The sequence below is a fragment of the Wohlfahrtiimonas chitiniclastica genome (genome assembly GCF_002252325.1).
GTDB lineage: Bacteria > Pseudomonadota > Gammaproteobacteria > Cardiobacteriales > Wohlfahrtiimonadaceae > Wohlfahrtiimonas > Wohlfahrtiimonas chitiniclastica.
This window is the reverse complement of record NZ_NEFL01000001.1, coordinates 395,045-420,497: the sequence shown is the minus strand read 5'-3', so window position 1 is coordinate 420,497 and position 25,453 is coordinate 395,045. Positions and strand designations below refer to the sequence as shown.

The following is a 25,453-nucleotide window of genomic DNA, read 5'->3' as shown; positions in this document are numbered from 1 at the left end:
AAGCTGCATAAATTAACGTTGTGGCTTTTATTATGCGATATGAAATATGGTATAATATTATATTGCGTTTTTTACATTTTTGGGGTTATCGGAATTCATTATGAGTAAGCAAAATGCTTTAACAGTTAAAGAACAACAAGCACGAATTAAAGAGTTAATTGCTCAAGGTAAAGAGCAAGGTTACTTGACGTATGCTGAAATCAACGATCACCTTCCTGAAGATATCATCGATCCTGAGCAAATCGAAAGCATCATTGCCATGATCTCTGAAATGGGCATTAAGGTGAGTGACGAAGCGCCAGATATGGACAGCTTGTTATTAACGAATGACTCCATCGGCTCAGATGATGATGCCGTTGATGAAGCGGCCGCGGTATTGGTCAACATCGACAGCAGTGAAATTGGTCGCACAACTGACCCTGTGCGTATGTACATGCGTGAAATGGGTACTGTAGATTTATTGTCTCGTGATGAAGAGAAATCAATCGCCATCCGCATCGAAGAAGGTTTAAACAGCGCATTATTAAACTTAGCGAATTACTATCCTGCGGTTGATCTTTTGATCGCCCGTTATGAAGAAACATTAGAAACAGATCAGCGCCTTGGCGACATTGCCACCGGCTTTGTGGATCCTAGCTATTATTCTGAAATCGCCGAAGATAAAGATGATGAAGAATTAGAAATTGTGGATGATGAAGCGCCAGCTGATGATCTTGAAGATGATGAAGAATCTGAAGGTGGCAGCGCCGCTTCTGCGGAAACTGGCCCAAATAAAGAGATCTTTGCAGAAAAAATTGCAGAGCTTAAAGCCATCATTGCAGAAATTGATGCCCTTCGTGGTAACAAACGCAAGAAAAACATCGATGCTTTAATTTTAGATGCCCAAGAGCGTTTAAAATCAAAATTCATCGAGTTTAGATTGGCACCAAAAATGCAAGAAGATATGGTGGCTTTATTAAAAGAGACCATTGATCGCATTCGTCCATTAGAACGTAAAATGATGAAAATCTGTATCGCCACTTGTAAAATGCCGCGCGATGCATTCATCAAAACATTCCCACGCAATGAAACGAAAAAAGAGTGGGTCGAAGAGGTCATCAACAGCAAGCACAAATATGCCAAAGCCATCGAAGAGCACAAAGATGCCATCTTTGAGATTCAAACACAATTGGCAAAAATTGAAAAAGCCAACAGCTTAGCCATTTATGAGATTAAAGAGATCAACCGTGAAATCTCCATCAATGAAGCGAAAGCAAAACGTGCAAAACGTGAAATGATCGAAGCGAACTTACGTTTGGTGATCTCGATTGCGAAAAAATACACCAACCGTGGTTTGCAGTTCCTTGACTTGATTCAAGAAGGGAACATTGGCTTGATGAAAGCGGTGGATAAATTTGAATATCGCCGCGGTTTTAAATTCTCAACGTATGCGACATGGTGGATTCGTCAGGCGATCACGCGTTCAATCGCCGATCAAGCGCGCACCATCCGTATTCCTGTGCACATGATCGAAACCATCAATAAGTTAAACCGTATTTCTCGTCAAATGTTACAAGACATGGGGCGCGAAGCAACACCAGAAGAACTCGCGGAAGCCATGGGTTTACCTGAAGATCGCATTCGTAAAGTGTTGAAGATCGCTAAAGAACCGATCTCAATGGAAACGCCTGTGGGTGATGATGAAGATTCACATTTAGGTGACTTCATTGAAGATACAGGCATGGTCTCTCCATTAGAAGCGGCCACCAGCGTCGGTTTAAGTGAAGCCACCCGTGAAGTGTTAGAAACCTTAACACCGAGAGAAGCAAAAGTACTTCGCATGCGTTTTGGTATCGACATGAACACGGATCACACCTTAGAAGAAGTGGGCAAACAGTTTGATGTCACGCGCGAACGTATTCGTCAAATCGAGGCCAAAGCCCTTCGCAAATTGCGTCATCCGAACCGTTCTGAAAGCTTACGCAGCTTTATGGACAATGAATAAGCCTCACTTATTTGCTTAATGTCTTGAAAACCTCTTAAACTTTTAAGAGGTTTTACTTTTTAATATTCCCCGAGATTGTAGAGTTATGAACCATTACCACCGTTTCAGTGTTGCGCCGATGCTCAATTGGACCGACCGCCATTGTCGTTATTTTTACCGTTTGATGAGCAAACAAGCCTTGCTATACACCGAAATGGTGACCACCGGTGCCATTTTGCATGGGGATACAGACATGCATTTGCGTTTTAATGCCAAAGAATCGCCGATTGCATTGCAATTAGGTGGATCAGATCCAAAAGATTTACAAACGGCGGCTAAAATTGCAGAAGATTATGGATATACCGAGATCAATTTAAACTGTGGTTGTCCATCTGACCGCGTGCAAAAAGGTCGCTTTGGTGCGTGTTTGATGACTGAGCCTGAATTGGTGGCAGAGTGCTTTGATGCCATGCAAAGCGCTGTCAATATTCCTGTCACCATTAAAAATCGTATTGGCATTGATCATCAGGATGATTATGCCTTTGTGCATCGTTTTATTGATGTGGTGAGTCAAGCAGGATGCAAAACATTCACAGTTCATGCGCGTAAAGCGTGGCTATCTGGCTTATCGCCTAAAGAGAACCGTGAGATTCCACCATTAGATTATGATCGCGTGTATCAGTTAAAGCACGATTTTCCAGAATTGATGCTAATCTTAAATGGTGGCATTCAATCGCCAGAGCAGGGATTAAGCGTCATGAACAATCTTGATGGTGTCATGCTTGGGCGCGCCGTGTATCACTCGCCCTTTTTAATGAATGAAGTGGATCATCTTTATTTTGGGGATGAATCCTCTGATCAATCACCGTTTGATGTTTTAGCTGCATTAAAGCCTTATGTGGAATCTGAATTGGCTGCAGGCGTTAGGGTTCATCACATTGGCCGCCATTTACTTGGACTATTTAATGGCTACCCAAAAAGTCGCCAATGGCGCCGCCACCTCAGTGAAAATATGTTTAAAGATGATGCGGATTTTACCGTGTTTGAAGACGCTGTGAAAAAAGCCTTCGATAGAATTTTATAATGATTTTCATTGTGATATGATATGACGCGATTTAACCAAGGAAATAACATACTATGAAAAAAACAATTTTAGCTGTCGCTTTACCTTTGATCATTTATGGTTGCTCTGATGAGTCTAGCAATCTTTCAAATGCCGATAAATTCAAAACTTTTGAACAAAACTACCTTGCTGCAACACAAACAGTGATCAACAAATCCACTGAATTTAGCACAGGCGCTGTGGCGTATGAAGCGAACTTTAGCAATGTGAATGATCAAGTTTCCTTACAAGATCAATTCACCTATACCGATCAACAAAATGCCGCATCGATTGAATACAACATCACCTCTCAAGCGAATGTTGATTTAGCAAAATACAACCCAGAAAATGGTCGCGCTTTAATCAAAGGGCAGGCCAATGGTGGTGTGGTCATTGATGTAGAAGCGGCAGGTGAAACGGTTAAATTAAACAACCTATTTGCCAATGCAGATTATGAAGGCACATTAGATGAAAAAGCCAAAACATTTTCTTACAATGTGAAAATGGCAAAAAACACGGTGCCTGTATTATTGAGTGATGTGGCCATTGCTGAATTGACACTCAATGATTTCACCAATGACATTGTGTTGAATTTCAACAAAGATTACACAGATTTGACGGCATTAAAATCGGGTTCTGAAGGCAAGAGCATTCAAATTAAAGCCACCGGTGAATTGGCCAAAGAAGTGGATGCAAACATTGATTTGACAAAATTGGTGTCTTCAACGAACTATCAAGCAAGCCCATTAAAATATGAAACGGTTGCCTCATTGGGCAATCTTGCCATGTCTGCCACGAATAAAAACAGCGACAATGTTGAAACCTTCAAGTTTGATGTGTCTAAAATTGAAGCGAAAAGTGGTATTTATGAAGAGAAAGGTTTACTCTCAGGCAACGTCGCTTATCATGTTGGTAATGTTGCGGTGACTAAAGATCAATCTCCAAAGCTTGATTTTGGCGCCATCTCTGTTGATACCAACATCAAAGGCATCAAAAACATCAAAAATTGGAAGGCTTTAATTGAACAAGCAAACGCATTATCTTCACAAGATCCATCTGACATGAACGAAGCAGAAGCGCAAGAATTTTTAAAAACGATTGCCTCTTTGTTCACTAAAGATACCCGTTTGAACATGAGCTTTGAAAACAAATTAACCATTGGCGATGAATTAAAAGCCAGCATTGCTTTCCAACCTTCTGAAAAATTAGTGGCCTTATTGCAAGAAGGTCCTGAAGCCATTGAAGCCATGGTTGAAAATCAATCGCCTGTAGATTTGATCGATGCATTCATTCATGAATTCTCTTTCAAAGGTAAAGTGACGGAAGATTACATCATTGCTCAGTATGAAAAATTCTTAACATTAGATGGCCAAGACACTGCGTCTGCGAAAAAAGATGTGCAAGGCGCCATTCAAATGGTGATGATGTTAGTGGGCATGCAATCTGCACAATTAGGTGCCTCTCCGCTTGAGTACAAAGAAAGAACATTGTTCATGGACATTGAATTCAAACAAGGGACTTGGAACATCAACGGTAAAAAATTAACCACCGCAGAAATTTTTGCAGCATTCCAATAAATCTTCAGCGGACGCTAAAAATTTAAGCAAAAGCCCTCAATCGAGGGCTTTTTTTCTGCTAACTTCACAGAATCGTTCTATAATATTGTTTTTGAGAAGGAGTAAAGCAATGAGCTTAAAAGCTAGAATCATGGAAGACATCAAAACAGCAATGCGCGAGAAAAACAAAGAAAAACTCGCCACTTTGCGTTTAATCAGTGCAGAAATCAAACAAGTGGAAGTGGATCAACGCATTGAGATGGATGATGCCGCAGTGACTGCTGTTTTAGTGCGCATGGTTAAGCAACGCAAAGAGTCCATTGATCAATTCCAAAAAGCTGAACGCTTAGATTTAGTGGCGCAAGAAGAATCTGAATTGTCCATCATCATGCCATATTTGCCAGAGCAAATGAGCCAAGAAGATGTAGAAGCTGCCATCAGCGAAGCGATTAAAGCGACAGGTGCTTTGACCATGAAAGACATGGGTAAAGTCATGGGCATGTTAAAGCCACAATTAGAAGGTAAAGCTGACATGGGCGTTGTGAGCAAATTGTTAAAAGCAGCTTTGAACCCATAAATGAGTAAAGGCTACATTCCGAATCAATTTGTTGATGAAGTCATCGGGCGCGTTGATATTGTTGAGATCATCAATCAGCGCGTGCCCCTGAAAAAAATGGGCAACAGCTTTAAGGCATGTTGTCCGTTTCATCAAGAAAAATCGCCATCGTTTATGGTCAATCAAAGCAAACAGTTGTATCACTGTTTTGGCTGTGGCGCGAAGGGCAATGTGGTCACTTTTTTAATGGAGTATGAGAAACTTGAGTTTATCGAATCCATTGAATACTTAGCCCATCATGAAGGCATGGTGGTGCCATATGAACGACGATCAAATGTATCGCCAGAAGCAGAAAAGCGCACACAAACCACATTGACGGCCTTGGAAGAAGCCAATCAATTTTTCCAGCGCGAATTGGCAAAGCCCAATCATCAGCATGCACGAGATTATTTGGCCAATCGTGATTTAAACAGCGAAGACATTGCGCGCTTTAACATTGGTTTTGCGCCAGACAGCTGGAATGCCTTATTAATGACATTAAAGTCAAAAGGTGCAAGCGAAAAAACATTGGAAGAAGCAGGGCTCATCATTCCTGCACAAAATAAAGTCAATCACTTTTATGATCGTTTTCGTGATCGCGTGATGTTTCCGATCCGCAATCGCAAAGGGCAAACCATTGCGTTTGGTGGACGCATCATTGGAGCTGGTGAACCAAAATATTTAAACTCCCCAGAAACTCCCGTTTTCCATAAAGGGAAAGAGCTTTACGGATTGTATGAATTGCGCCGTGATGTGCGCAATTACAATGAAATCCTTGTGGTGGAAGGCTACATGGATGTGGTGATGATGTCACATTTTGGCATTCAAAATGTGGTGGCAACACTTGGGACAGCGATGTCAAATACACAAGTGGCCAATTTATTTCGTTATACGCATTCCATTGTTTTCTGTTTTGATGGCGATGAGGCAGGGCAGAAGGCTGCTTACAAAGCGATGGAAAATGCATTGCCTGTAATGAATGTGGATAAAGAGATTAAATTCCTCTTTTTACCCGATCGTCATGATCCGGACAGTTACTTAAAAGCCCATGGACAAGCAGCATTTTTAGACTTAGTGAACAATGCATTGCCATTGAGTGAATATCTTTTTGCTCATTTTGAACAACGCTATTCATTAGAAAGCATTGAAGGGCGCTCGCAACTGTTGACGGATATGGGCGCACTGATCAACTCCATGCCAGACATTCCGCTGCGAGATTTATTACGCGTCGAACTTGGTAAAAAAGCCAATGTGTCTGCAAGCATTTTAGAGAAACATGTCAGCGCTGGCGTTGTGGCAACACCCGTTAGACGCAAAATGGCACAACCCCAAGGTCAAAACTTAGTTGAACGCGGCATTATTTTACTCTTAAATAACTTAAATTTGGCAAAAACCATCCATAATTATGAATTTTTGCTAGATAGTGAGGAAAAAGGCGCTAAAGTTTTATATCAACTCATCACCACCATCATTGATTATCCTGAAATCAAAACAGCAGCGCAATTGCTTGGCCGCTTTCAACATCAACCATGGATTCAATATGTTGAATCTTTAAGTGTGCTTGATCACATGCTTGATCCTCAATTGCATCAATCAGAATACACTGATGCCATGCGCCGTTTGGCGAAACGTGTAGATCCACGTAAACAAGTATTGGCAAAATTCGCTCAAGGTTTACCATTGAGTGATGAAGAACTCAAATTATTGAAACTTAATTAATGCTTAATTTATTCAGTCAATTTAGCCCAAGCGCCATCGGTGCTGCAATATTCTTTGTTTTAATTCTTGTGGTCGCCGTGCTGCCTAAAAAGCGCACACCCAAAAAATCAAAACGGATCGAACCGACCGTTACAGAGAAAGTCCCGCAAAAAAAACCACAAGCGAAATCAGACAAAACAGCGCGTGAATATCCGACTTTTAAAGATCAACAGCAAGTGTTTACCGAAAAGACTAAAAGGGAAGCTGCGGTTAAAGTGGCCACCTTTGAAAAACGTGGTTTGATGAATATTGGTGAAACGATTGCATTTGAGCGCGTACAAAGTATTTTGCGTTACAATAAAATTCTGCTGCATGTTTATCCGCAAGTGCCATTGATGGCGTTCATTGAAGAAACCACAAATGCAGATTATGTTTTACAATTACAAAAAGGTTTGCGCCCAGATTTTGTACTGACAGATTTTCAGCACAATGTTGTAGCGGTGATCGAAATCAATGGCAATGGACATCATGATAAATTTGATGATACCAAAACCATGATCCTAAATTCTGTGGGCATTGATGTCATCAATGTGGATACGAATGGCTGGAATCGATCTGGATCTATAACATATCAAAATCATGTGATCCAGAAAATTGATGAAGCCATGCAAATGTATTTATCTCAGTCATCATAATCTATACAGCCATAAAGCCCTAGATTTCAATATAGATACAATTTCCACTTCTATATATTATGTTAAATTATATTTATATGCGTGATTGCCCTTGATTCATGATCTCTACATTAAAAAATATTTACCGCTCCGCTTCATTACACTAATCATGTTCATCAAGATTTATCTTTAATCTCATCAGACCAAAAATGATCATTCTTAAAGTGTGATGCATTTCATTTCATGGTGATCATAAATCCCATACAATATTTCACACTCAATTTGCCAATCGGTTAACTGAGTATGAAATCTGGATGATTTTTAGTCTCAAACATATGCACTCAGTTTTTCTAGAAGTGACATAGGAGGCACATTGATGAATTCTACGCGCGTACGATTGCATTTTTTATCGCATCATTCTGCCCTATTCAATTCTTATTTTAATTATTTAGGGCTTTATTTCAGATGGTGGCATTTGAGATCGATGCTGGTGAGGTTTAATATTTTAATAAACTATAATGACCGACGGTCAGTTGGTTATCCTGAATATTCTCAGCAATTTAATTCAGCTTAATTTTAATTGCTCACTTAATATTGATATTGGCATTGATATCTCTGTACTAAAATAACGGCGATCATCATACCATACTTTAATCACGTTGCATTTCCTTTAACTTCTAGGTTAGAGATTGATCGTTTTAGCTAAATGAAAACAATGATTCAGCCAGTCTTTTAAAATTGTCTATCCATATAAAAAGATTATTTTTATCCGCCCTATTCACTTGCATGATCATTTAGATCGTGACATGTGGGTTTAATTATTTGTTGATATTTTACTTGGGCTTTAATGAGTGATGAGTTTTATTGATTTGATATTACAATCAATATTGACCGACGGTCAGTCGTTTAATGCCCATTAAAAAGCCCACTTCCATGGGCTTAGAAATTTATTTTAATTTTGCTAAACGACTCACATCTCTCACCGCGCCAAATGCAGCTGAGGTTGCCAGTGCACCATAAACTTGTAACGCTGGGGATACTTTACGCGTACGCACTTCTTTAGGCACAAATCCAATTTGCGCTTGAGTCGCCAATCGTGCGTCAATCTCTTCAGGCGATACATTTAAATGGATTTTGCGTTCAGGGATGTCAATGATGATTTCATCACCTGTTTCCACAATGGCAATGATGCCACCATCCGCCGCTTCTGGCGATGCATGACCAATGGATAAACCAGAAGTTCCGCCAGAGAATCGGCCATCTGTCAATAATGCACAAGCCTTCCCTAACCCTTTGGATTTTAAGTAAGACGTTGGGTACAACATCTCTTGCATGCCGGGTCCGCCTTTTGGGCCTTCATAACGAATGATCACCACTTCACCGGCTTTCACTTCATCGTTTAAAATGCCTTTAACGGCAGAATCCTGACTTTCATACACACGTGCACGACCTGTGAATTTTAAAATGGAATCATCCACACCCGCCGTTTTCACAATACAGCCATCTTTTGCTAAGTTGCCATACAATACGGCAATGCCACCATCTTGGCTATAAGCATGTTCACCACTTCTGATGCAACCATTTTCACGGTCTGTATCTAATGATTCAAAGTAACGATCTTGACTAAACGCTTCTGTGGTGCGTACGCCACCTGGTGCTGATTGATAAAAATGTTTAATTGTTTCATCCTGTTGCGTCACCACATCCCAACGCTCAATGGCATCTTTCAATGTTGGTGCATGCACAGTTGGGCAATCGGTATGCAATAAATTCATGCGTGCCAATTCACCTAGAATACCAATGATGCCGCCTGCGCGATGCACATCTTCCATATGATATCGACTGGTGGATGGAGACACTTTAGATAAATGTGGTACTTTGCGAGACAATCGATCAATGTCCTGCATGGTAAAATCAACACCCGCTTCATGGGCAGCCGCTAACAAATGCAACACAGTATTGCTCGATCCGCCCATGGCAATGTCAAGCATCATGGCATTTTCAAAAGCTTTAAACGAGGCAATCGAACGTGGCAATACTTGATGATTATCATTGTCATAATAATCGCGCGTGTTTTTCACAATGAGGCGCGCCGCTTCTAAAAAGAGTTCTTGGCGATTTTTATGGGTGGCAACGAGTGAACCATTACCCGGTAAGGATAAACCTAAGGCTTCCGTTAAGCAGTTCATGGAGTTTGCCGTAAACATCCCTGAACATGAGCCACACGTTGGACATGCATTTTCTTCAATGGCTTGAACTTTATCATCTGCTTCGCGATCATCCGCCGCCATTACCATGGCATCGACAAGATCAAGGCGCAATTTTTCATTATTCCAAGTGAGTTTCCCTGATTCCATCGGGCCACCTGATACAAAAATAGTGGGAATGTTCAAACGCATTGATGCCATCAACATGCCTGGGGTGATTTTATCGCAGTTTGAAATACAGATCATGGCATCTGCACAGTGGGCATTGACCATATATTCTACAGAGTCCGCAATCAAATCACGACTTGGCAGAGAGTACAACATCCCATCATGTCCCATTGCAATGCCATCATCCACGGCAATGGTGTTAAATTCTTTGGCAACGCCACCGGCTTTTTCAATTTCACGCGCCACCATTTGACCTAAATCTTTCAGGTGCACATGTCCTGGCACAAATTGCGTAAAAGAGTTAACAACGGCAATGATCGGTTTTTTAAAATCTTCATTGTTCATTCCTGTGGCACGCCACAACGCACGTGCCCCCGCCATATTACGACCTTGGGTCGATGTATGCGAACGATATTTCGGCATAGTTTTTCCCTGCTGTTCTAAATTCTATTAAATATTCCCTGCTCTAAAAAATTTTAGAGTGATTCGCCACTCACAAATCATTGATCAATTTAGGTTTTGATCCATTTTGCCTTTTGGGCGCTCTCCATGATGGTTCTAATTATATAGCATGCTTATCTAGCGAAAATCAACTCTAAAGCCGTATTCTAGGCACTTTGTTTCATTTAATGTTGAGACTCATCTCAAAAGTATTTGAAAAATTAGCATCAACACCCATAAATGTGATCAAAAACTATACAGACAATCTTTATTAACTCATTGTAATTAAATATAACCATCAATATTTAAATGCTAATGTGATCATCTTGCAATGGATCAATTATTTAAATGATCATCGTTTTTATTTGCAAAATTTTTAAAAATTCGTATCTTCTCATTAAGGAGGTGTTTTATATATTAAAAAATATGCATCAAACATACATGAGAAATTTAATTCATTAAAACAATACAACAACAAGTAAAATTTGAGGAGGACCCTATGTCTAATGCTGTAGAACAGGATCGCCAATATGATGTCGTCGTGCATCGTATCTACAATGATCCGCGATTCAAAGAGATGGTGGCCAAAAAACAGAGATTCAGTCTCTGGCTACTGCTGCTCACATTAGGTTTTTATATTTTGATCATCATTGGCGTTGCCTTTGCACCTGATCTCGTTGGATTGCCGATGGCATCTGACATGGTGACCACGTGGGGCATTCCTGCGGGATTCTTTTTGATCATTTGGACCATTTTAATGACAGGCTATTACGTCTATCGCACCAATACTTATTATGATCCGATGACGGAAAAGTTGTTAAAGGAGATCGCCAATGAAATTAAATAATGTCTTTAAGCAATTGTTGTGCTTAGCCATTTTGGGCGTCGGCAGCTTTGCCTTAGCACAAACAACAGGCGGCGGTAAAAACTGGACCGCCATCATCATGTTCTTCGTCTTTGTGTTTGCAACGATCGCCATCACATTTTGGGCATCGAATAAAACCAAATCCGCCTCTGACTTCTATACCGCAGGCGGTGGCATCTCTGGCTTTCAAAATGGTTTAGCCATTGCCGGTGACTATTTATCCTCAGCCTCCTTCCTTGGGATCTCTGCCCTTGTGTTTGCATCGGGTTATGATGGTTTAATTTACTCATTTGGTTTCTTCATTGGTTGGCCGGTGATTTTATTCCTCATGGCAGAACGCTTTAGAAACTTAGGTCGCTTCACATTTGCGGACGTGACTGCGTTTCGTTTGAATCAAACACCTATCCGTATTTTAGCAGTGTTCTCCACAATGGCCATCGTATTGTTATATTTGATTGCACAAATGGTGGGCGCGGGTAAATTAATCGAATTGCTCTTTGGCTTAAACTACAACATTGCCGTTTTCATCGTGGGCATTTTGATGATGATCTATGTATTATTAGGCGGCATGTTGGCCACAACATGGGTACAAATGATCAAAGCCGTTTTGATTTTGATCGGCGCAACGTTCATGTCCATCGTGGTTTTATATTGGGTGGGCTTTAACCTTGAAACGTTGTTTGTTGAAGCGACAGATGTTCACAATGCAGGCACTGCGTTGATGAAACCAGGTTTGGCATACTCTAACCCGATCGATACCATCTCTTTAGGCATTGGCTTAATGTTTGGTACGGCAGGTTTGCCACACATCTTGATGCGTTTCTTCACAGTTAAAGATGCCAAAGAAGCAAGAAAATCAGCATTATACGCAACAGGTTTCATTGGTTACTTCTATTTATTGATGTTCATCATCGGCTTTGGCGCGATCTTATATGTGACTGGCAAACCTGAATACACCAATGCAGATGGCTTAATTGTGGGCGGCGCGAACATGGTTGCCATCCATTTATCTCATGCAGTCGGCGGTAACGTCTTGTTAGGCTTCATGTCTGCAGTGACATTTGCAACATTGGTTGCGGTTGTTGCAGGTTTAACCTTATCAGGTGCATCTGCCATCAGTCATGACTTCTATGCCAACGTCATCAAAAAAGGCAAACCTGTGATGAAAACTGAGTTGATGATTTCACGCATCACCACAGCATCCTTAGGCATCATTGCAATTTTATTGGGATTATTGTTTGAGCATCAAAACGTTGCCTTCTTAGTGGGCTTAGCCTTCTCCATTGCAGCCTCTGCAAACTTCCCATTACTATTCTTATCCATGTATTGGAAACGTTTGAGCACAAAAGGCGCGGTAATTGGTGGTGCAGCAGGTTTAATCAGTGCGGTATTGATGATCCTCTTTGGCCCAGAAGTTTGGGTGAAAGTGTTAGGTCACGACAGCCCATTGTTCCCATACAATAACCCTGCATTATTCTCCATTCCAATTGCATTCATTGTCACATTTGTGGTGTCATCTATGGATAACTCACAACAAGCTGAAGAAGAGCGTTCTAAATTCATCAGCCAATATGTGCGTTCACAAGTGGGCGGCGAAGGCATCTCTGAAGCGATTCAACAATATCGCCAAGTGAATCACCCTGAGTTTTTCACTGAAGCGCAAAATAAATCATCATAAAATTCCTTTAAAAGGGAATGAAATGAATCGATACCTGAACGCTGTTTCAGGTATTTTTTTGCCAACATTCTAAAAAACCATAACCATTTTAAATTGTAATGAAATGTTAATGTTCGCTACAATGGTCTCAGTTTCATGGACTGTTGTGAAACTTAATCTATACGATTACTCTCCTTACAAAAAAGCCCTAAAATATTTTTAGGGCTTTTTCTTATGAATGAATGCGTGCAATCTTTAAGGGATTTTATAATCCAACGTCGAAGTAGCACCGCGATCTATCCCTAAATGTTTAACCAATGTTGGCAATACACTCTCTAACTCTTTTTTCAAAGTATACGGCGGATTGACAATGAACATGCCGCTGCCAAACATACCAAATTGATCACCTTCAGGTTCTGTGACAGAGAGCGTTACATTAAGGTAATTATCTTTAAACAATCGTTCTAATTTATTGGGCAAATTCAAACTTTCATTGCGTGGCAACAACGGATACCAAACCATATAACAGCCCGTTGAAAAGCGTTCATGCGCTTCTTGCAATGTTTTGATCACCGTTTGATAATCTTTTTTATCTTCATATGGTGGATCAATCAACACCACAGCACGGCGTGACGATGGCGGCAATAAGCCAATCAAACCTTTAAAGCCATCCGTGATGCCCACTTGGTACTTGACCCCTTGCCCTTTCATATTATTGATGAGAATTTCTGAATCCGTTGGATGCAATTCAAATAACTTCATGCGATCGGTGCTGCGCACCAACTTTTGGGCAATCACAGGCGAACCCGGATAAAAACGTTTTTTACCCGTTTGAAATTGATTGATGAATAATAAAAAATCATCCAAGGCTTTTGGCAGGTCATCCGCTTGTTGCAATGTGCCAATGCCCGCTTCATATTCACCCGTTTTTTCCGCAAAGGGATGATGGGTATCATAAAGCCCTGCGCCAGAATGCGTATCAATGTACCAATATGGTTTATCTTTTTGATTGTAATAGTTTAAAACAGAAAACAGCACAAAGTGCTTGAGGGCATCTGCATGATTGCCCGCATGAAAGCCATGACGATAACTTAGCATAAATTATTTAGACTCAAAATAAGTGATGTAAAGGAGAGCGGCCACCATAATGATCGCGCCCAGCCAAAATTGTGTGCCCACCGTCCAGCCAAAAAAGACAAAGCCTAAGAGCGTGTTTAACGGCAGTTTTAGATAATCAAAGGGTTGAATGTAAATGGCATCCGCCACATGATACGCTTTGACCAAAGTAAATTGTGCAATCATGGTTAAAAAACCCAACACCAATAAATAGCCCATCAATCCCATATCCCACACCAAATGTTCCACTTTCAGCGCATGCGTAAAATTATCCGTCAGCGCCAGCACTAAGTTAATCGGAAACATGATGAGATAGAGATAAAAAAGAAGGGTTAAAGGATGATCTTTATCGGCTAAGTATTTAATCAATAATGAATAAATTGCCCAAAAGAAAGCCGCAGCCAATGGTAAAAATGCCACGTAATTCATGGCGGCATAACTGGGGTTTAAAATTAGGATTGCACCCACAAACCCCATCAATGTTACTAAAATTCGTACCGACGTGGCTTTTTCTTTCAAAAATAGGAACGCACCAATGCTGGCAAATAGAGGTGAGGTCATCAGTAATGCAACGCCTTCCCCAATCGGAAATTGCAGGTTCAGTGCTTTCACCCACAGCTGAACCCCAACAATTGCGGCTAAAATGCGTAAAAAGTGAATCCAAAAACGCTCTGTTTTCGCCACTGTTTTCAGCCCAGCTTTTAAAAACGTGGGCAGTAAAAAACAGAAAGCAAAACTGTATTGAAAAAAAGCAATCCAACTTGAGCTGATGGGATACTGCTGACTGATGTACGGCGTGATCACATTGATGGCAGCAAAGGCAATACCTGTGGCCATCATCCAACAAGCACCCATCATTGGTTTTTGCATATTACAACTCTGTACCCATATAACCTAAGGCATTGAGTGAACGCTCATCATCTGACCAACCTTGACGCACTTTCACAAACGCTTTTAAAAATACTTTTTTCTCAAACAATTTTTCTAGATCTTGACGCGCTTGTGTGCTTGCTTCTTTGAGTGTCACACCGCTTTTACCAATCACGATGCCTTTTTGACTTTCGCGCTCAACCCACACAATGGCATTGATGCGAATGATCTCTGGTTCCACCTCAAAGCTTTCCACTTCCACCGTCAATGCATACGGAATCTCTTGATTCAAGCGGCGCGTTAATTTTTCACGCAACACTTCACTCGCTAAGAACGCACTTGATGCTGTGGTGATTTCATCTTCACTGAACAAAAATGGCTGCTCAGGCAAATAATGGGTTAAAGATTTGATCACCAATTTCATCTGTTTTTCATCTAATGCAGAGATCGGAATGCATTCAGCAAACTGATATTTACTCATCATTTCAGACAAAAATGGGAACAAGGTTTCCTTGTCTTTCACATGATCAATTTTATTGACCACTAAAATCACAGGCTTATCAATGTATTTTAAGCGCTTTAACGCCAAGGCATCATCATCGGTAAATTTTAAAGCTTCCACCATAAATAAAATCACATCCGCCATTTCAAGTGAACTGGTGGCGGTTTTATTTAAATGACGATTCAATGCTGAATGCTCAGCCACGTGCAATCCTGGTGTATCAATGAAGATCGCTTGGCAATAATGATCCGTATAAATGCCCGTAATGGCGTGACGCGTGGTTTGTGGTTTACTGGATGTAATGCTCACTTTTTGACCAATCAAACGATTCATCAATGTGGATTTGCCCACATTCGGTCGGCCAATGATGGAAACGTAGCCTGAGTGTTGGTTTTGATTCATAGTAACTTATCAAGCATCAACTGGGCGGCATTCTGCTCTGCCCTTTTTTTGCTTGTTCCTTCTGCGATTGTTGTAAATGATTGAGCATGACAAGCCACTTTAAAGCTTTGAGCGTGGTCTTGTCCTTCAATGGCCACGATCTCATACTCTGGTATCGATTTATTGATGGCTTGTAAATGCTCTTGTAAACGGCTCTTTGGATCCTTCACAGATTCTGTGATGCATTGGAAAGAGCGCTCATTGATGGTGTGTAACTCCGCTTCATATAGGCGTAAAATCATGGCTTTAGCGCTTTCAAAGTTGCTGTCTAAAAAGACCGCAGCAATGATTGCTTCCACCGTGTCTGCTAAAATGCTTGCGCGTTTTGCACCATCGTTTTTACGCTCACCATAGCTGATCACCAAATGTTTTTGTAGATCTAAGGATTTTGCAATAGTGTGCAGCGTCTCTTCCTTCACTAAGTGGGCACGAATGTTTGATAATTCACCCTCTTTAGCATCTGGAAAACGCTCATACAACGCATGGGCAATTGTGAAATTTAAGCAACCATCTCCCAAAAACTCTAAACGTTCATTGTGAACGCGGGAAACTGAGCGGTGAACCAACGCTTGTTTTAACAAAGCGATGTTCGTAAATTGGTATCCGAGTTTTTCTTGTAGTCGATCAATCATAACTATTTCAATACTGTGAAAATGTGGTCACAATCTTTCAATTGCGTCACACATTTGTAATTCATCCAAATAAAATTAGCTTTACCCACCAATTGATTGTCATTGACAAAGCCCCAATAACGGCTGTCTAAACTATTATCGCGGTTATCGCCAAAAGCCAAGTATTGTCCATCTGGCACTTTAAATGGAAATGGGCGCAGGATGTCCAACCCGGCATCTGCACGCGTCAAGTATGGCAACTGCTGCACGCCATGCTCAACGATGCCATCTTTAGATGGCAGATATTCTGTAAAGATCAAATCTGATTCAGGCTCAATGGCTGGCCCAACATATTCATATTTGACAGGCACACCATTGATGGTGAGCATTTTGTCTTTATAATCCACCACATCACCTGGTAAACCCACAATGCGCTTGATGTAATTGATGCGCTCATCTTTTGGATATTTAAACACGGCAATGTCACCGCGCTCAACGCCTTCGCCAGGTTGACTGAAAATGCGCTCATTGGTGATCGGGTAACGCAAACCAAATGACCAGCGATTGGCCACAATCATGTCACCGGCATATAATGTCGGTTGCATTGAGCCACTTGGGATGATGAACGGCTCTGCGATGAATGTACGCAGCACCGTCAAAAAGAGAACAACCGGAAACAAAAATGCTGCCCAATCCACCAGTGCCGGCAATTTTGTATCCTTTGTGCGCTTTTTCTTAAAATATAAGCGATCAATGAGCAGAATTAAACCCGTCACAGGCACTGCAAACACAATGGCAATCGCCAAGTAATGCGTGAATTGGGAAAACATCGTAATATCCTTTGTCTATTTATCAACTTGCAACACAGCTAAGAAGGCAGATTGTGGAATTTCCACGTTACCCACTTGCTTCATGCGTTTTTTACCCGCTTTTTGTTTCTCGAGTAATTTGCGCTTACGGCTCACGTCACCGCCGTAACATTTCGCCAATACGTCTTTACGCATTGCTTTGACAGTGCTTCTTGCAATGATTTGCGCACCAATCGCCGCCTGAATGGCAATGTCAAACATCTGGCGTGGAATCAACTCTTTCATTTTTTCCACCAAATCGCGACCACGATACACCGCATTGTCTTTATGCACAATGAGCGCTAACGCATCGACCGTTTCACCATTGATGAGGATGTCCACTTTCGCAAGATTGGCCGCTTCATAGCGCACAAATTCATAGTCGAAAGAAGCATAACCACGAGACACTGATTTTAAGCGGTCAAAGAAGTCAAGCACCACTTCGCTCATTGGCAATTCAAATTGCAATTGCACTTGGGAGCCTGCATACACAATGTTCTTTTGTACGCCGCGCTTTTCCACACACAATGTGATGATGTTGCCTAAGTACTCTTGTGGCGTCAAAATGTTTGCACGAATGATCGGCTCACGAATTTCACTGATTTTATTTGGTGCAGGTAAATCATTCGGGTTATCAATCAATACAACTTCACCATCCGTTTTTTCTAATTCATAAATTACGGTCGGCGCAGTTGTGATTAAATCTAAATCATATTCACGTTCTAAACGCTCTTGAATGATCTCCATATGTAGCATGCCTAAGAAACCACAACGGAAACCAAAGCCCAACGCTTGAGAAGATTCAGGTTCAAAGTTTAAAGAGGCATCGTTTAAACGCAATTTTTGTAGCGCTTCACGTAAATTTTCATAATCTGATGAATCCACAGGAAACAGACCGGAGAACACGCGCGATTGTACTTTTTGGAAGCCTGGCACGGCTTCTGTGGCTGGATTGTTTTCTAATGTTAAGGTATCACCGACTGGCACACCATCAATCTCTTTAATCCCAGCGATCACAAAGCCCACTTGCCCTGCGGACAATTCTGTTTTATCTAAACGCTTAGGTGTAAACACACCCACATGGCTCACTTGATAGTTACGTTTTGTACTCATCACTTGCATTTTGTCACGCACGCGAAGGGTCCCTTCAAAAATACGCACCAAAGAGATCACGCCCACATAAGGGTCAAACCATGAGTCAATGATCAATGCTTTTAATGGCGCATTTGGATCACCTTTTGGTGCAGGGATTTTTTGTACCAATGTTTCGAGCACATCTTCAACACCCATACCTGTTTTAGCAGAACATGTCACAGCATCCATCGCTTCAATGCCAATGATGTCTTCAATTTCAGCAGCAACTTTCATCGGATCTGCCGCTGGCAAGTCAATCTTATTTAAGACCGGCACCACTTCTAAACCATGGTCAATCGCCGTATAGCAGTTTGCCACCGATTGTGCTTCAACGCCTTGAGCCGCGTCCACCACCAAAAGCGCCCCTTCACAGGCAAAGAGTGAGCGAGACACTTCATAAGAGAAGTCCACGTGTCCTGGCGTATCAATGAAGTTCAAATGGTAAACTTCCCCATTTTTAGCTTTATAGTCCAATGACACAGAGTGTGCTTTAATCGTAATGCCACGTTCACGCTCAATGTCCATGGAGTCTAACACTTGAGCCTCCATTTCTCGTTCGCTCAAACCATCACAAATTTGGATAAAACGATCGGCGATCGTGGATTTACCATGATCAATATGGGCAATAATGGAAAAGTTTCTAATGTTCTTCATGCAGTTAATGTCTACCAAAGTAAAGAGGAGAGAACTCTATATGATTCCTCTCCTAAATTCAAATAACAGCTTACAATTATAATGGAATTACTGAGCTTTTGTTGAGTTTTTCTCAAGGTATGCTTTGTAGGCGCGATTGAACTCATTTGGCAAAGGTTTTAACACACCTAAATATTCATAGAGCTCCGTTTGATATAAGCGATGCTGATATTTATGCGCTTTACTGCTAAATGGATACGCCACACAATACAAAAATGCAAAGAGCGACACCACAAACATCAATAAGCTGATTAAGTTCGGCGAAGGTGGCGGCGCACCGAATTGATTATTGCCCTCAATCCCTGGCATAGAAAAGAGCAAAATCGCCCCAATGATCATCCCCGCATACACCACCCATTTAATGATGGCATCAATCTGTTGTAAAAAATGACGTTGGTTCGTTTGTGCTAAATACTCTTTCAACTCTGCCTTTAAGCCAAAGTATTGCTCACTCATACTGTGTTCTCTAACAAAGAGCTCCGCAAACTGCACTTGGGCATCTTTGAGCACATAGTAATTTTGTACAAACAGGCTAAAAATCAACGTGAAGATTAAAATCGTCACAAATGCCATCTTCCCAATCGAGAGATTATCAATGTCACAAAAACGCTGACTGACAATCATCAACATAAATGTAATGGCAAAGAAGATAAAGAAGAATGAGATGATGAAGCTTGCACTGCCTAACGCATCATATAGATAAAGCGGCAAAATATTGAGGCAACCAAATAAAATGGCAAATGCCAAAGTGATTCGATACAGAAAATACAAACGCCCAATGCGCACACCGCTATGCAATAAAGGCGGCGTTGGGGCAATGTCACGATCATCAATCTCAATATTATGATTGGGATTTGCACGTGTTTTGGCAATGCGCTTCATCTTCTCAACACGATTGCTTTCTAACTCAGAAACATCATCCGTGTGGCGCATCAATGTCAATTCTTCAGGCGCTTTCAAATAATCTTTTGCGGCTAATTTTCGCTCAGTGTGTGTCGGCGAATGATCAGTCGCCACAGGTTTAGATTGAGATGCAATGGTTTGTGTTCGCGTAACCTCCGGCATTGATAACTCAGGCATCAGATCATCGACATCTAAATCAATGTCTGCAATTAAACCCGCATCTGCCAATGCTGTTTGATATTCAATGGCATCACCTTCAGACAAACCGGTGATCAACACAATCGATTGACCCCCTTTTGCAAAAAACCTCTGATAAACCTCTTCGGTCGTTTGATCAAAAAGATCAGACAAATTTTCAAGGATCATCTTTTGATCAACCGTGCGATCAACCTTTCCTCGAAAAACGACTTTGTATTTCATAAAACCTTTTACACTCTAATGAATTAAGACAATTAAAAAAAGTTCTTAAATGAAAACCACTCGTGTCATCACTTAAAAACTGAAGTATATAAAATAAAATGGACAGTGAGCATTTAAATTAGATCAAATAATACTCAAAAAAATAGGAAGTGCCCTGCATTATATAATTTTTTAAAAAAAATAATGCCATATCGTGTAGAATATAGATAAATGTCATATTATGCGCAAGTAATCTAAAGGGCGTTCGCCCATTTGCTGCAAATACCATCACACCACACAATTTACCTTCCACACTCATAATTTTTTTGAGGGTTTTCATGCGTATTTTTTTTGTTGCCTTGGTCATCTTCTCTACATTCTTTAACACAAGCTTTGCATCGAATGTCTCAAGTCACACATTTGATGGCAATCATTTATCGATGCTCTACACAATTCCCTTTATTGGCTTAATTGCGTCTGTTGCGTTATTGCCTTTAATCGCCCCAAAACTTTGGCTCAATCATTATGGGAAAATCACCTTAGGTTGGAGCATCATTTTTTTCATTCCTTTGATCCTTAATTTTGGTTGGGGCGTCGGTGGCGCTGTGTTGGTGGACACACTCATCTCAGAATACATTCCCTTTATTTTATTGCTATTAACCTTATATGTGGTTTCAAGTGGCATTCAGATCACCGGTCACTTTGCCCCAAGCCCTGCTTTAAATGTGATGATTTTACTGATCGGTACTTTACTTGCGTCCATCATGGGCACAACAGGCGCCTCAATGTTACTCATTCGCCCGATTTTACAGGCCAATCAAAATCGCCGCCATAAAGTGCATGTGGTGATCTTCTTTATCTTCTTAGTGGCCAATATTGGCGGCGGCTTAACACCCCTTGGGGATCCGCCACTCTTTTTAGGATTTTTAGAAGGCGTGAGTTTCTTTTGGACACTGCAATACATGTTATTGCCTGTCATCATCACATCAAGCATGTTATTGATGCTCTTTTACCTTATTGACACCAAGCTCTTTGCCCTTGAAGAGATCAAACCACAAAAATTAAAAGATAATCATTTTGTGATTAATGGGAAATTTAATTTTATATTAATCGCCGCGGTGCTTGCTGGCATCATCATCTCCGGATTTTGGAATCCAAACATTCAATTAGAAGTGTTTCATTCCACCATTGCCCTTGAAAATGTCTTTCGTGATGCGCTCTTTTTACTTGTGATTTATCTCTCTTTTAAATTCACGCCAAAACAGCTGCGCATTGATAATCAATTCAATTGGGCACCCATTTTAGAAGTGGCTAAACTCTTTTTAGGCATTTTTCTCACCATTACACCGGTGATTCTGATCCTTCAATCGCCTGATCACCCTGTTACAGCATTTTTAATGCGCTTTGCACATGATGAAAGCGGCGCACCTAACAATGTGACCTACTTTTGGATCACCGCCACATTGTCTGCTTTCTTAGACAATGCCCCAACCTATTTGGTGTTCTTTAAAATGGCCATCGGTGATCATGCTCAAGGCGCCGCTTACTTAATGAATGTGATTCCAACAACATTGCTCACCATTTCAATGGCAACGGTGTTTACAGGGCCTTTAACCTACATCGCCAATGCTCCAAACTTCATGATCAAAAGCATTGCAGAGCAACAAGGCATTCGCATGCCAAGCTTCTTCAGTTATATGCTGATCGCCATTGGCACACTCTTACCCATTTACATTTTGCTCAATGTTATTTTCTTAATGTAAATTAAAATGCATTGGCAATCCAAGTGATGCGCGGTGGGGAGAATGAGGTATCAATCCCCACCACATCAATGCGTGCATCCCCTTGATGATTCACTTGTTGTAAATAACGCTCCGCCGTTTTTCTAACTTTTTGCTGTTTACCAAATGTAATGCTCTCTAAAGGATCACCATGTAAACGCGTATTTCTCACGCGCACCTCCACAAAGACCAAAACGCCGCCCGTTTGCATAATAAGATCAATCTCGCCCATTTTGCAGCGATAATTTTTCATCACAAATTGAAGTCCATGGGCTTCTAAATGTGCCCGGGCATATGCTTCGCCCCAATCACCTGTGAATTGTGGTTCGCTCATTGCGTCATTTCCTTGTATAATCGTAACCCTTAAATTCAAGAATCAGAGAACTCTATGTCAATTTGCTACGTTGTTGCAACACCAATTGGAAATATTGATGATTGGTCACCGCGCGCCATCGAAACTTTAAAAAGTGTTGATGTCATTTTTGCCGAAGATACTCGACACTCCGCTAAACTGATGCAGCTCTTTAACATCCAAACGCCGATGCGCTCCCTGCATGATCACAACGAAACTGACCGCATAGATGAGATCTTAAATTTATTAAATGATGGACAAAATTGCGCCATCATTTCAGATGCGGGCACGCCGCTCATCTCTGATCCGGGCTTTAAAGTGGTCCGTGCCCTGCGTGAAGCCATGCAAACTGTGATTCCCATTCCCGGCGTCAGCGCATTGATCACCGCATTATCCGTCTCTGGCATTGCAACAGATCGCTTTAGCTTTGAAGGCTTTTTACCTGCAAAATCCGCAGGCCGCAAAGCGCGCATGAATGAGGTGCGTAAAGATCCGCGCACTTTGGTCTTTTATGAATCGAGCCACAGAATTCTACAAATGCTTGAAGATGCCATGGCAGTGTTTGGCGAAGATCGCTATGCCTTCATTGGCCGCGAAATGACCAAACGTTATGAAAGTTATCTTTCAGAGAGTCTTAAAAATCTTCACGACTATTACACAACCCATTCAGATGAACAACGCGGCGAATATGTTGTCGTCATTGAAGGGGCAAAAGTTGAAGCCACAGAGTCAGAAAGCATCGATTTAACAGAGCTGTTAACCATCTTATTGGATGAATTGCCCTTAAAACAAGCCGTGAGCATTGCCACAAAAGTGACAAAATTATCAAAAAATCATGTGTATCAATCTGCACTGGCGATCCAAAATAACGTATAATCCCTCTGCAAATTAAGGAGTTGAAAAGTAATGTCAGACACAACTGTCAATACCAGTACAAAATTATTACCGGGGGAACTCGGTCTTAGCCTCAAATTAGCAGGGCTGTTCTCCATCAGAATGCTGGGCATTTTCATCATATTGCCAGTACTTACCCTTTATAGCCAAAGCTTAACGGGCTCTACCCCCTTTTTAACAGGACTTGTGTTTGCAAGTTATGCGCTCACACAAATCTTATTGCAACCCATTTTTGGTATCGTGTCCGATAAGATGGGCAGAAAACCTGCCTTAATCGCCGGCCTTGGCTTATTCATTGTGGGCAGCATCATTTTAATGTTCGCAAGCCATGTCTATGTGGCCATTTTAGGGCGCATCATTCAAGGCGCAGGCGCTGTCTCTGCCGTTGTCTTGGCACTAGCCACTGACTTAACCCGTGAATACATTCGCTCAAAAGTGATGGCCATGATTGGCGTGAGCATCGGTTTAACTTTTGGTGTCGCAGTGTCATTAGCACCCATCATCTATATGGTGGCCAAAGGTTATGGCATTTTTGGTGTGTGTGCACTGATGGGTGCGCTTGGCATCTATGCCACCATCAAATTCATCCCTGATGCACCGATGCCCACAGAAGCAATGAAAACTAAGCGTGAAAGCATCTCTGAGCTCACACGCATCGCCTTTAGCAATGGCAATGTGGTGCGTTTATACTTTGGCGCATTCATGCTGCATCTATTATTGACCATGACCTTTGCAGCCATGCCAAGCCTCCTTTCTCAATTAGAAATCTCTGGCGGCTCTGCCACCCTTTATTATGTGAGCACATTTTTCATCTCATGCATCATCATGTTTGCCTGCGTAGGACTTGCTGAACGCTTTTATCGTCACCGCATTTTATTCTTAGTGGCCATTTTATTTTTAGCGCTCGCGTATTTAGGCTTAATCATTTCTGAAGAAGGCAGTCATGCACTATTTTTCTGGGGCTTACTCTTATTTTTCTTTGGCTTTAATGTGATGGAAGCAATGCAACCTTCCATCATGTCTCGCGCGGCCGATCAACACTATCGCGGTACCATTATGGGTGTTTTTTCCTCATCACAATTTTTAGGCACATCCATTGGTGGGATGCTTGGCGCTACAATCAGCGGTTATTTTGGCGTACAATATGTCTTTTACTTGGCATTTCTTTTAGCAGCAGTTTGGTTCGCCATCGCATGGCCGATGCAAAATCCTGTTAAACCTCAAAAGAAAGCAGACGCATAATGGAAGCAGAAACCTTAAAAATTAAAGTGGCACAAAAAATGATCGGGCTGATTGATCTGCCCTATCTATTTTTAAACCTAGATGCCCAAAAAGTGGCACAAGAAGTGACAACCATTGGGCCCATTGCCTCAATCACAACCTTTGCGCAACATGTTGCCCCACTTCGTGAAGCATTCGGTGACAATCCACCAACATTGTCATGCATCATCAATTATCCAAATGGCCCTTTTAATACCTACAACGCCACCCAAGAGATGAAGCAAGCCATCGAAGCTGGCACCGATGAAATTGACCTCGTCTTTCCCTATCAAGCCTTGGTCAATCGCCAAGCGGGCTTATGTTTGAAATTTTTGAACACCATGCGTGAAACCGCAGGTGATACGCCATTAAAGCTCACCATTGAAGCGGGCATTTTACAAGATGCCAAATGGATTCGAAAAGCCACAGAACTTGCTGTCAGAAGTGGCATGAATGTCGTCAAAACCGCCTCAGGACGCAATCGTCAACAAATCACCCTCACCATGGTGCAAATGATGCTGACCGTGATTGAAGACATGAATCCTGAAACAGGCATTCACATCGTGACAACCAACAACAATTTTACCGAAGCTTCACAATACTTAGAGGAAGTCATCAGCCGTTTAGGCACATCATGGGTTGATGCTTCTCATTTCCGTTTAAGTGGTCCAAATTTGGTCAGCTCCATTTCAGAGCTGCTCGCTAAAGACCATGCTATTTAAT

At 41.4% G+C, this 25,453-nt stretch carries 21 protein-coding genes; 12 read left to right on the top strand and 9 right to left on the bottom strand.

From position 1 onward, the window contains the following. Positions 1-100 precede the first annotated feature (100 nt). The 6 genes from rpoD to B9T10_RS01945 all read left to right on the top strand — a co-directional run bounded on the left by rpoD (position 101) and on the right by B9T10_RS01945 (position 7,609). Complete coding sequence (gene rpoD, locus B9T10_RS01970) at positions 101-1,984, top strand: RNA polymerase sigma factor RpoD (protein WP_008314664.1); 1,884 nt, start codon at positions 101-103, stop codon at positions 1,982-1,984. Positions 1,985-2,069: 85 nt separating this feature from the next. Then, entirely contained in the window at positions 2,070-3,047 is a 978-nt protein-coding gene (dusA, locus tag B9T10_RS01965; protein WP_094537664.1) for a tRNA dihydrouridine(20/20a) synthase DusA, read from the top strand. Positions 3,048-3,100: 53 nt separating this feature from the next. Further along, the gene (locus B9T10_RS01960) at positions 3,101-4,642 is read left to right on the top strand and encodes a YdgA family protein (RefSeq protein WP_094537663.1); all 1,542 of its coding nucleotides are present in this window, start codon (positions 3,101-3,103) and stop codon (positions 4,640-4,642) included. Between the two features lie 109 nt (positions 4,643-4,751). Next, positions 4,752-5,198 carry a GatB/YqeY domain-containing protein gene (locus B9T10_RS01955; protein ID WP_018122127.1) on the top strand — a complete coding sequence of 149 codons (447 nt, stop codon included), beginning with the start codon at positions 4,752-4,754 and terminating at the stop codon, positions 5,196-5,198. Further along, positions 5,199-6,935, top strand: a complete 1,737-nt coding sequence (gene dnaG / locus B9T10_RS01950) for a DNA primase (RefSeq protein WP_094537662.1) — start codon at positions 5,199-5,201, stop codon at positions 6,933-6,935. Further along, complete coding sequence (locus B9T10_RS01945) at positions 6,935-7,609, top strand: DUF2726 domain-containing protein (RefSeq protein ID WP_094537661.1); 675 nt, start codon at positions 6,935-6,937, stop codon at positions 7,607-7,609. The genes dnaG and B9T10_RS01945 overlap by 1 nt, the downstream gene beginning before the upstream one ends. 926 nt (positions 7,610-8,535) lie before the next feature. On the opposite strand, the gene ilvD is transcribed toward B9T10_RS01945, so the two are convergent. Then, on the bottom strand, positions 8,536-10,386 hold the full coding sequence (ilvD, locus tag B9T10_RS01940; protein WP_094537660.1) for a dihydroxy-acid dehydratase: 1,851 nt from the start codon (positions 10,384-10,386) through the stop codon (positions 8,536-8,538). A 517-nt stretch (positions 10,387-10,903) separates the two neighbouring features. Here ilvD and B9T10_RS01935 point away from each other — a divergent pair. Both B9T10_RS01935 and B9T10_RS01930 read left to right on the top strand, forming a co-directional pair. After that, entirely contained in the window at positions 10,904-11,251 is a 348-nt protein-coding gene (locus tag B9T10_RS01935) for a DUF485 domain-containing protein (protein WP_008314653.1), read from the top strand. Continuing rightward, on the top strand, positions 11,238-12,947 hold the full coding sequence (locus B9T10_RS01930) for a cation acetate symporter (RefSeq protein WP_094537659.1): 1,710 nt from the start codon (positions 11,238-11,240) through the stop codon (positions 12,945-12,947). Before B9T10_RS01935 ends, B9T10_RS01930 begins: the two co-directional genes overlap by 14 nt. Positions 12,948-13,181: 234 nt before the next feature. On the opposite strand, the gene B9T10_RS01925 is transcribed toward B9T10_RS01930, so the two are convergent. The 7 genes from B9T10_RS01925 to B9T10_RS01895 all read right to left on the bottom strand — a co-directional run bounded on the left by B9T10_RS01925 (position 13,182) and on the right by B9T10_RS01895 (position 20,464). Then, complete coding sequence (locus B9T10_RS01925; protein ID WP_094537658.1) at positions 13,182-14,024, bottom strand: 23S rRNA (adenine(2030)-N(6))-methyltransferase RlmJ; 843 nt, start codon at positions 14,022-14,024, stop codon at positions 13,182-13,184. 3 nt (positions 14,025-14,027) lie between these two features. Further along, positions 14,028-14,912 (bottom strand): DMT family transporter, encoded by an 885-nt coding sequence (locus B9T10_RS01920; RefSeq protein WP_094537657.1) that lies wholly within the window; start codon positions 14,910-14,912, stop codon positions 14,028-14,030. 1 nt (position 14,913) lies between these two features. Beyond that, positions 14,914-15,816, bottom strand: a complete 903-nt coding sequence (gene era / locus B9T10_RS01915) for a GTPase Era (RefSeq protein WP_008314646.1) — start codon at positions 15,814-15,816, stop codon at positions 14,914-14,916. Further along, positions 15,813-16,487: a ribonuclease III gene (gene rnc, locus B9T10_RS01910; RefSeq protein ID WP_008314644.1), complete on the bottom strand. Its 675-nt coding sequence runs from the start codon at positions 16,485-16,487 to the stop codon at positions 15,813-15,815. The genes era and rnc overlap by 4 nt, the downstream gene beginning before the upstream one ends. Before the next feature lie 2 nt (positions 16,488-16,489). Then, positions 16,490-17,296, bottom strand: coding sequence for a signal peptidase I (gene lepB, locus B9T10_RS01905; RefSeq protein ID WP_008314642.1), 807 nt, complete (start codon positions 17,294-17,296; stop codon positions 16,490-16,492). A 15-nt stretch (positions 17,297-17,311) separates the two neighbouring features. Continuing rightward, a complete protein-coding gene (lepA, locus tag B9T10_RS01900; RefSeq protein WP_008314640.1) occupies positions 17,312-19,102 on the bottom strand; it encodes a translation elongation factor 4 in 1,791 nt (596 codons plus the stop codon). Between the two features lie 87 nt (positions 19,103-19,189). Continuing rightward, positions 19,190-20,464, bottom strand: a complete 1,275-nt coding sequence (locus tag B9T10_RS01895) for a hypothetical protein (RefSeq protein WP_094537656.1) — start codon at positions 20,462-20,464, stop codon at positions 19,190-19,192. 317 nt (positions 20,465-20,781) lie between these two features. On the opposite strand from B9T10_RS01895, the gene B9T10_RS01885 reads away from it, so the two are divergent. Further along, positions 20,782-22,206, top strand: a complete 1,425-nt coding sequence (locus B9T10_RS01885) for a sodium:proton antiporter (RefSeq protein ID WP_094537654.1) — start codon at positions 20,782-20,784, stop codon at positions 22,204-22,206. A 1-nt stretch (position 22,207) separates the two neighbouring features. Here B9T10_RS01885 and B9T10_RS01880 read toward each other — a convergent pair whose 3' ends face one another. Next, positions 22,208-22,558 (bottom strand): YraN family protein, encoded by a 351-nt coding sequence (locus B9T10_RS01880; RefSeq protein WP_094492109.1) that lies wholly within the window; start codon positions 22,556-22,558, stop codon positions 22,208-22,210. Positions 22,559-22,612: 54 nt separating this feature from the next. Between B9T10_RS01880 and rsmI the strand changes: the two genes are divergently transcribed. Genes rsmI through B9T10_RS01865 form a run of 3 tightly spaced genes read left to right on the top strand, consistent with a single transcriptional unit; the run spans position 22,613 to position 25,452 of the window. Further along, positions 22,613-23,452 (top strand): 16S rRNA (cytidine(1402)-2'-O)-methyltransferase, encoded by an 840-nt coding sequence (gene rsmI / locus B9T10_RS01875; protein ID WP_094537653.1) that lies wholly within the window; start codon positions 22,613-22,615, stop codon positions 23,450-23,452. A 30-nt stretch (positions 23,453-23,482) separates the two neighbouring features. Then, entirely contained in the window at positions 23,483-24,712 is a 1,230-nt protein-coding gene (locus B9T10_RS01870) for an MFS transporter (RefSeq protein ID WP_094537652.1), read from the top strand. Next, entirely contained in the window at positions 24,712-25,452 is a 741-nt protein-coding gene (locus B9T10_RS01865) for a beta/alpha barrel domain-containing protein (protein ID WP_008314626.1), read from the top strand. The genes B9T10_RS01870 and B9T10_RS01865 overlap by 1 nt, the downstream gene beginning before the upstream one ends. The last annotated feature ends 1 nt before the right edge of the window (position 25,453 follow it).

Coding starts and splice junctions, on each gene's coding strand:
- rpoD (WP_008314664.1), top strand. CDS start 101: ATGAGTAAGCAAAATGCTTTAACAGTTAAAGAACAACAAGCACGAATT.
- dusA (WP_094537664.1), top strand. CDS start 2,070: ATGAACCATTACCACCGTTTCAGTGTTGCGCCGATGCTCAATTGGACC.
- B9T10_RS01960 (WP_094537663.1), top strand. CDS start 3,101: ATGAAAAAAACAATTTTAGCTGTCGCTTTACCTTTGATCATTTATGGT.
- B9T10_RS01955 (WP_018122127.1), top strand. CDS start 4,752: ATGAGCTTAAAAGCTAGAATCATGGAAGACATCAAAACAGCAATGCGC.
- dnaG (WP_094537662.1), top strand. CDS start 5,199: ATGAGTAAAGGCTACATTCCGAATCAATTTGTTGATGAAGTCATCGGG.
- B9T10_RS01945 (WP_094537661.1), top strand. CDS start 6,935: ATGCTTAATTTATTCAGTCAATTTAGCCCAAGCGCCATCGGTGCTGCA.
- ilvD (WP_094537660.1), bottom strand. CDS start 10,386: ATGCCGAAATATCGTTCGCATACATCGACCCAAGGTCGTAATATGGCG.
- B9T10_RS01935 (WP_008314653.1), top strand. CDS start 10,904: ATGTCTAATGCTGTAGAACAGGATCGCCAATATGATGTCGTCGTGCAT.
- B9T10_RS01930 (WP_094537659.1), top strand. CDS start 11,238: ATGAAATTAAATAATGTCTTTAAGCAATTGTTGTGCTTAGCCATTTTG.
- B9T10_RS01925 (WP_094537658.1), bottom strand. CDS start 14,024: ATGCTAAGTTATCGTCATGGCTTTCATGCGGGCAATCATGCAGATGCC.
- B9T10_RS01920 (WP_094537657.1), bottom strand. CDS start 14,912: ATGCAAAAACCAATGATGGGTGCTTGTTGGATGATGGCCACAGGTATT.
- era (WP_008314646.1), bottom strand. CDS start 15,816: ATGAATCAAAACCAACACTCAGGCTACGTTTCCATCATTGGCCGACCG.
- rnc (WP_008314644.1), bottom strand. CDS start 16,487: ATGATTGATCGACTACAAGAAAAACTCGGATACCAATTTACGAACATC.
- lepB (WP_008314642.1), bottom strand. CDS start 17,296: ATGTTTTCCCAATTCACGCATTACTTGGCGATTGCCATTGTGTTTGCA.
- lepA (WP_008314640.1), bottom strand. CDS start 19,102: ATGAAGAACATTAGAAACTTTTCCATTATTGCCCATATTGATCATGGT.
- B9T10_RS01895 (WP_094537656.1), bottom strand. CDS start 20,464: ATGAAATACAAAGTCGTTTTTCGAGGAAAGGTTGATCGCACGGTTGAT.
- B9T10_RS01885 (WP_094537654.1), top strand. CDS start 20,782: ATGCGTATTTTTTTTGTTGCCTTGGTCATCTTCTCTACATTCTTTAAC.
- B9T10_RS01880 (WP_094492109.1), bottom strand. CDS start 22,558: ATGAGCGAACCACAATTCACAGGTGATTGGGGCGAAGCATATGCCCGG.
- rsmI (WP_094537653.1), top strand. CDS start 22,613: ATGTCAATTTGCTACGTTGTTGCAACACCAATTGGAAATATTGATGAT.
- B9T10_RS01870 (WP_094537652.1), top strand. CDS start 23,483: ATGTCAGACACAACTGTCAATACCAGTACAAAATTATTACCGGGGGAA.
- B9T10_RS01865 (WP_008314626.1), top strand. CDS start 24,712: ATGGAAGCAGAAACCTTAAAAATTAAAGTGGCACAAAAAATGATCGGG.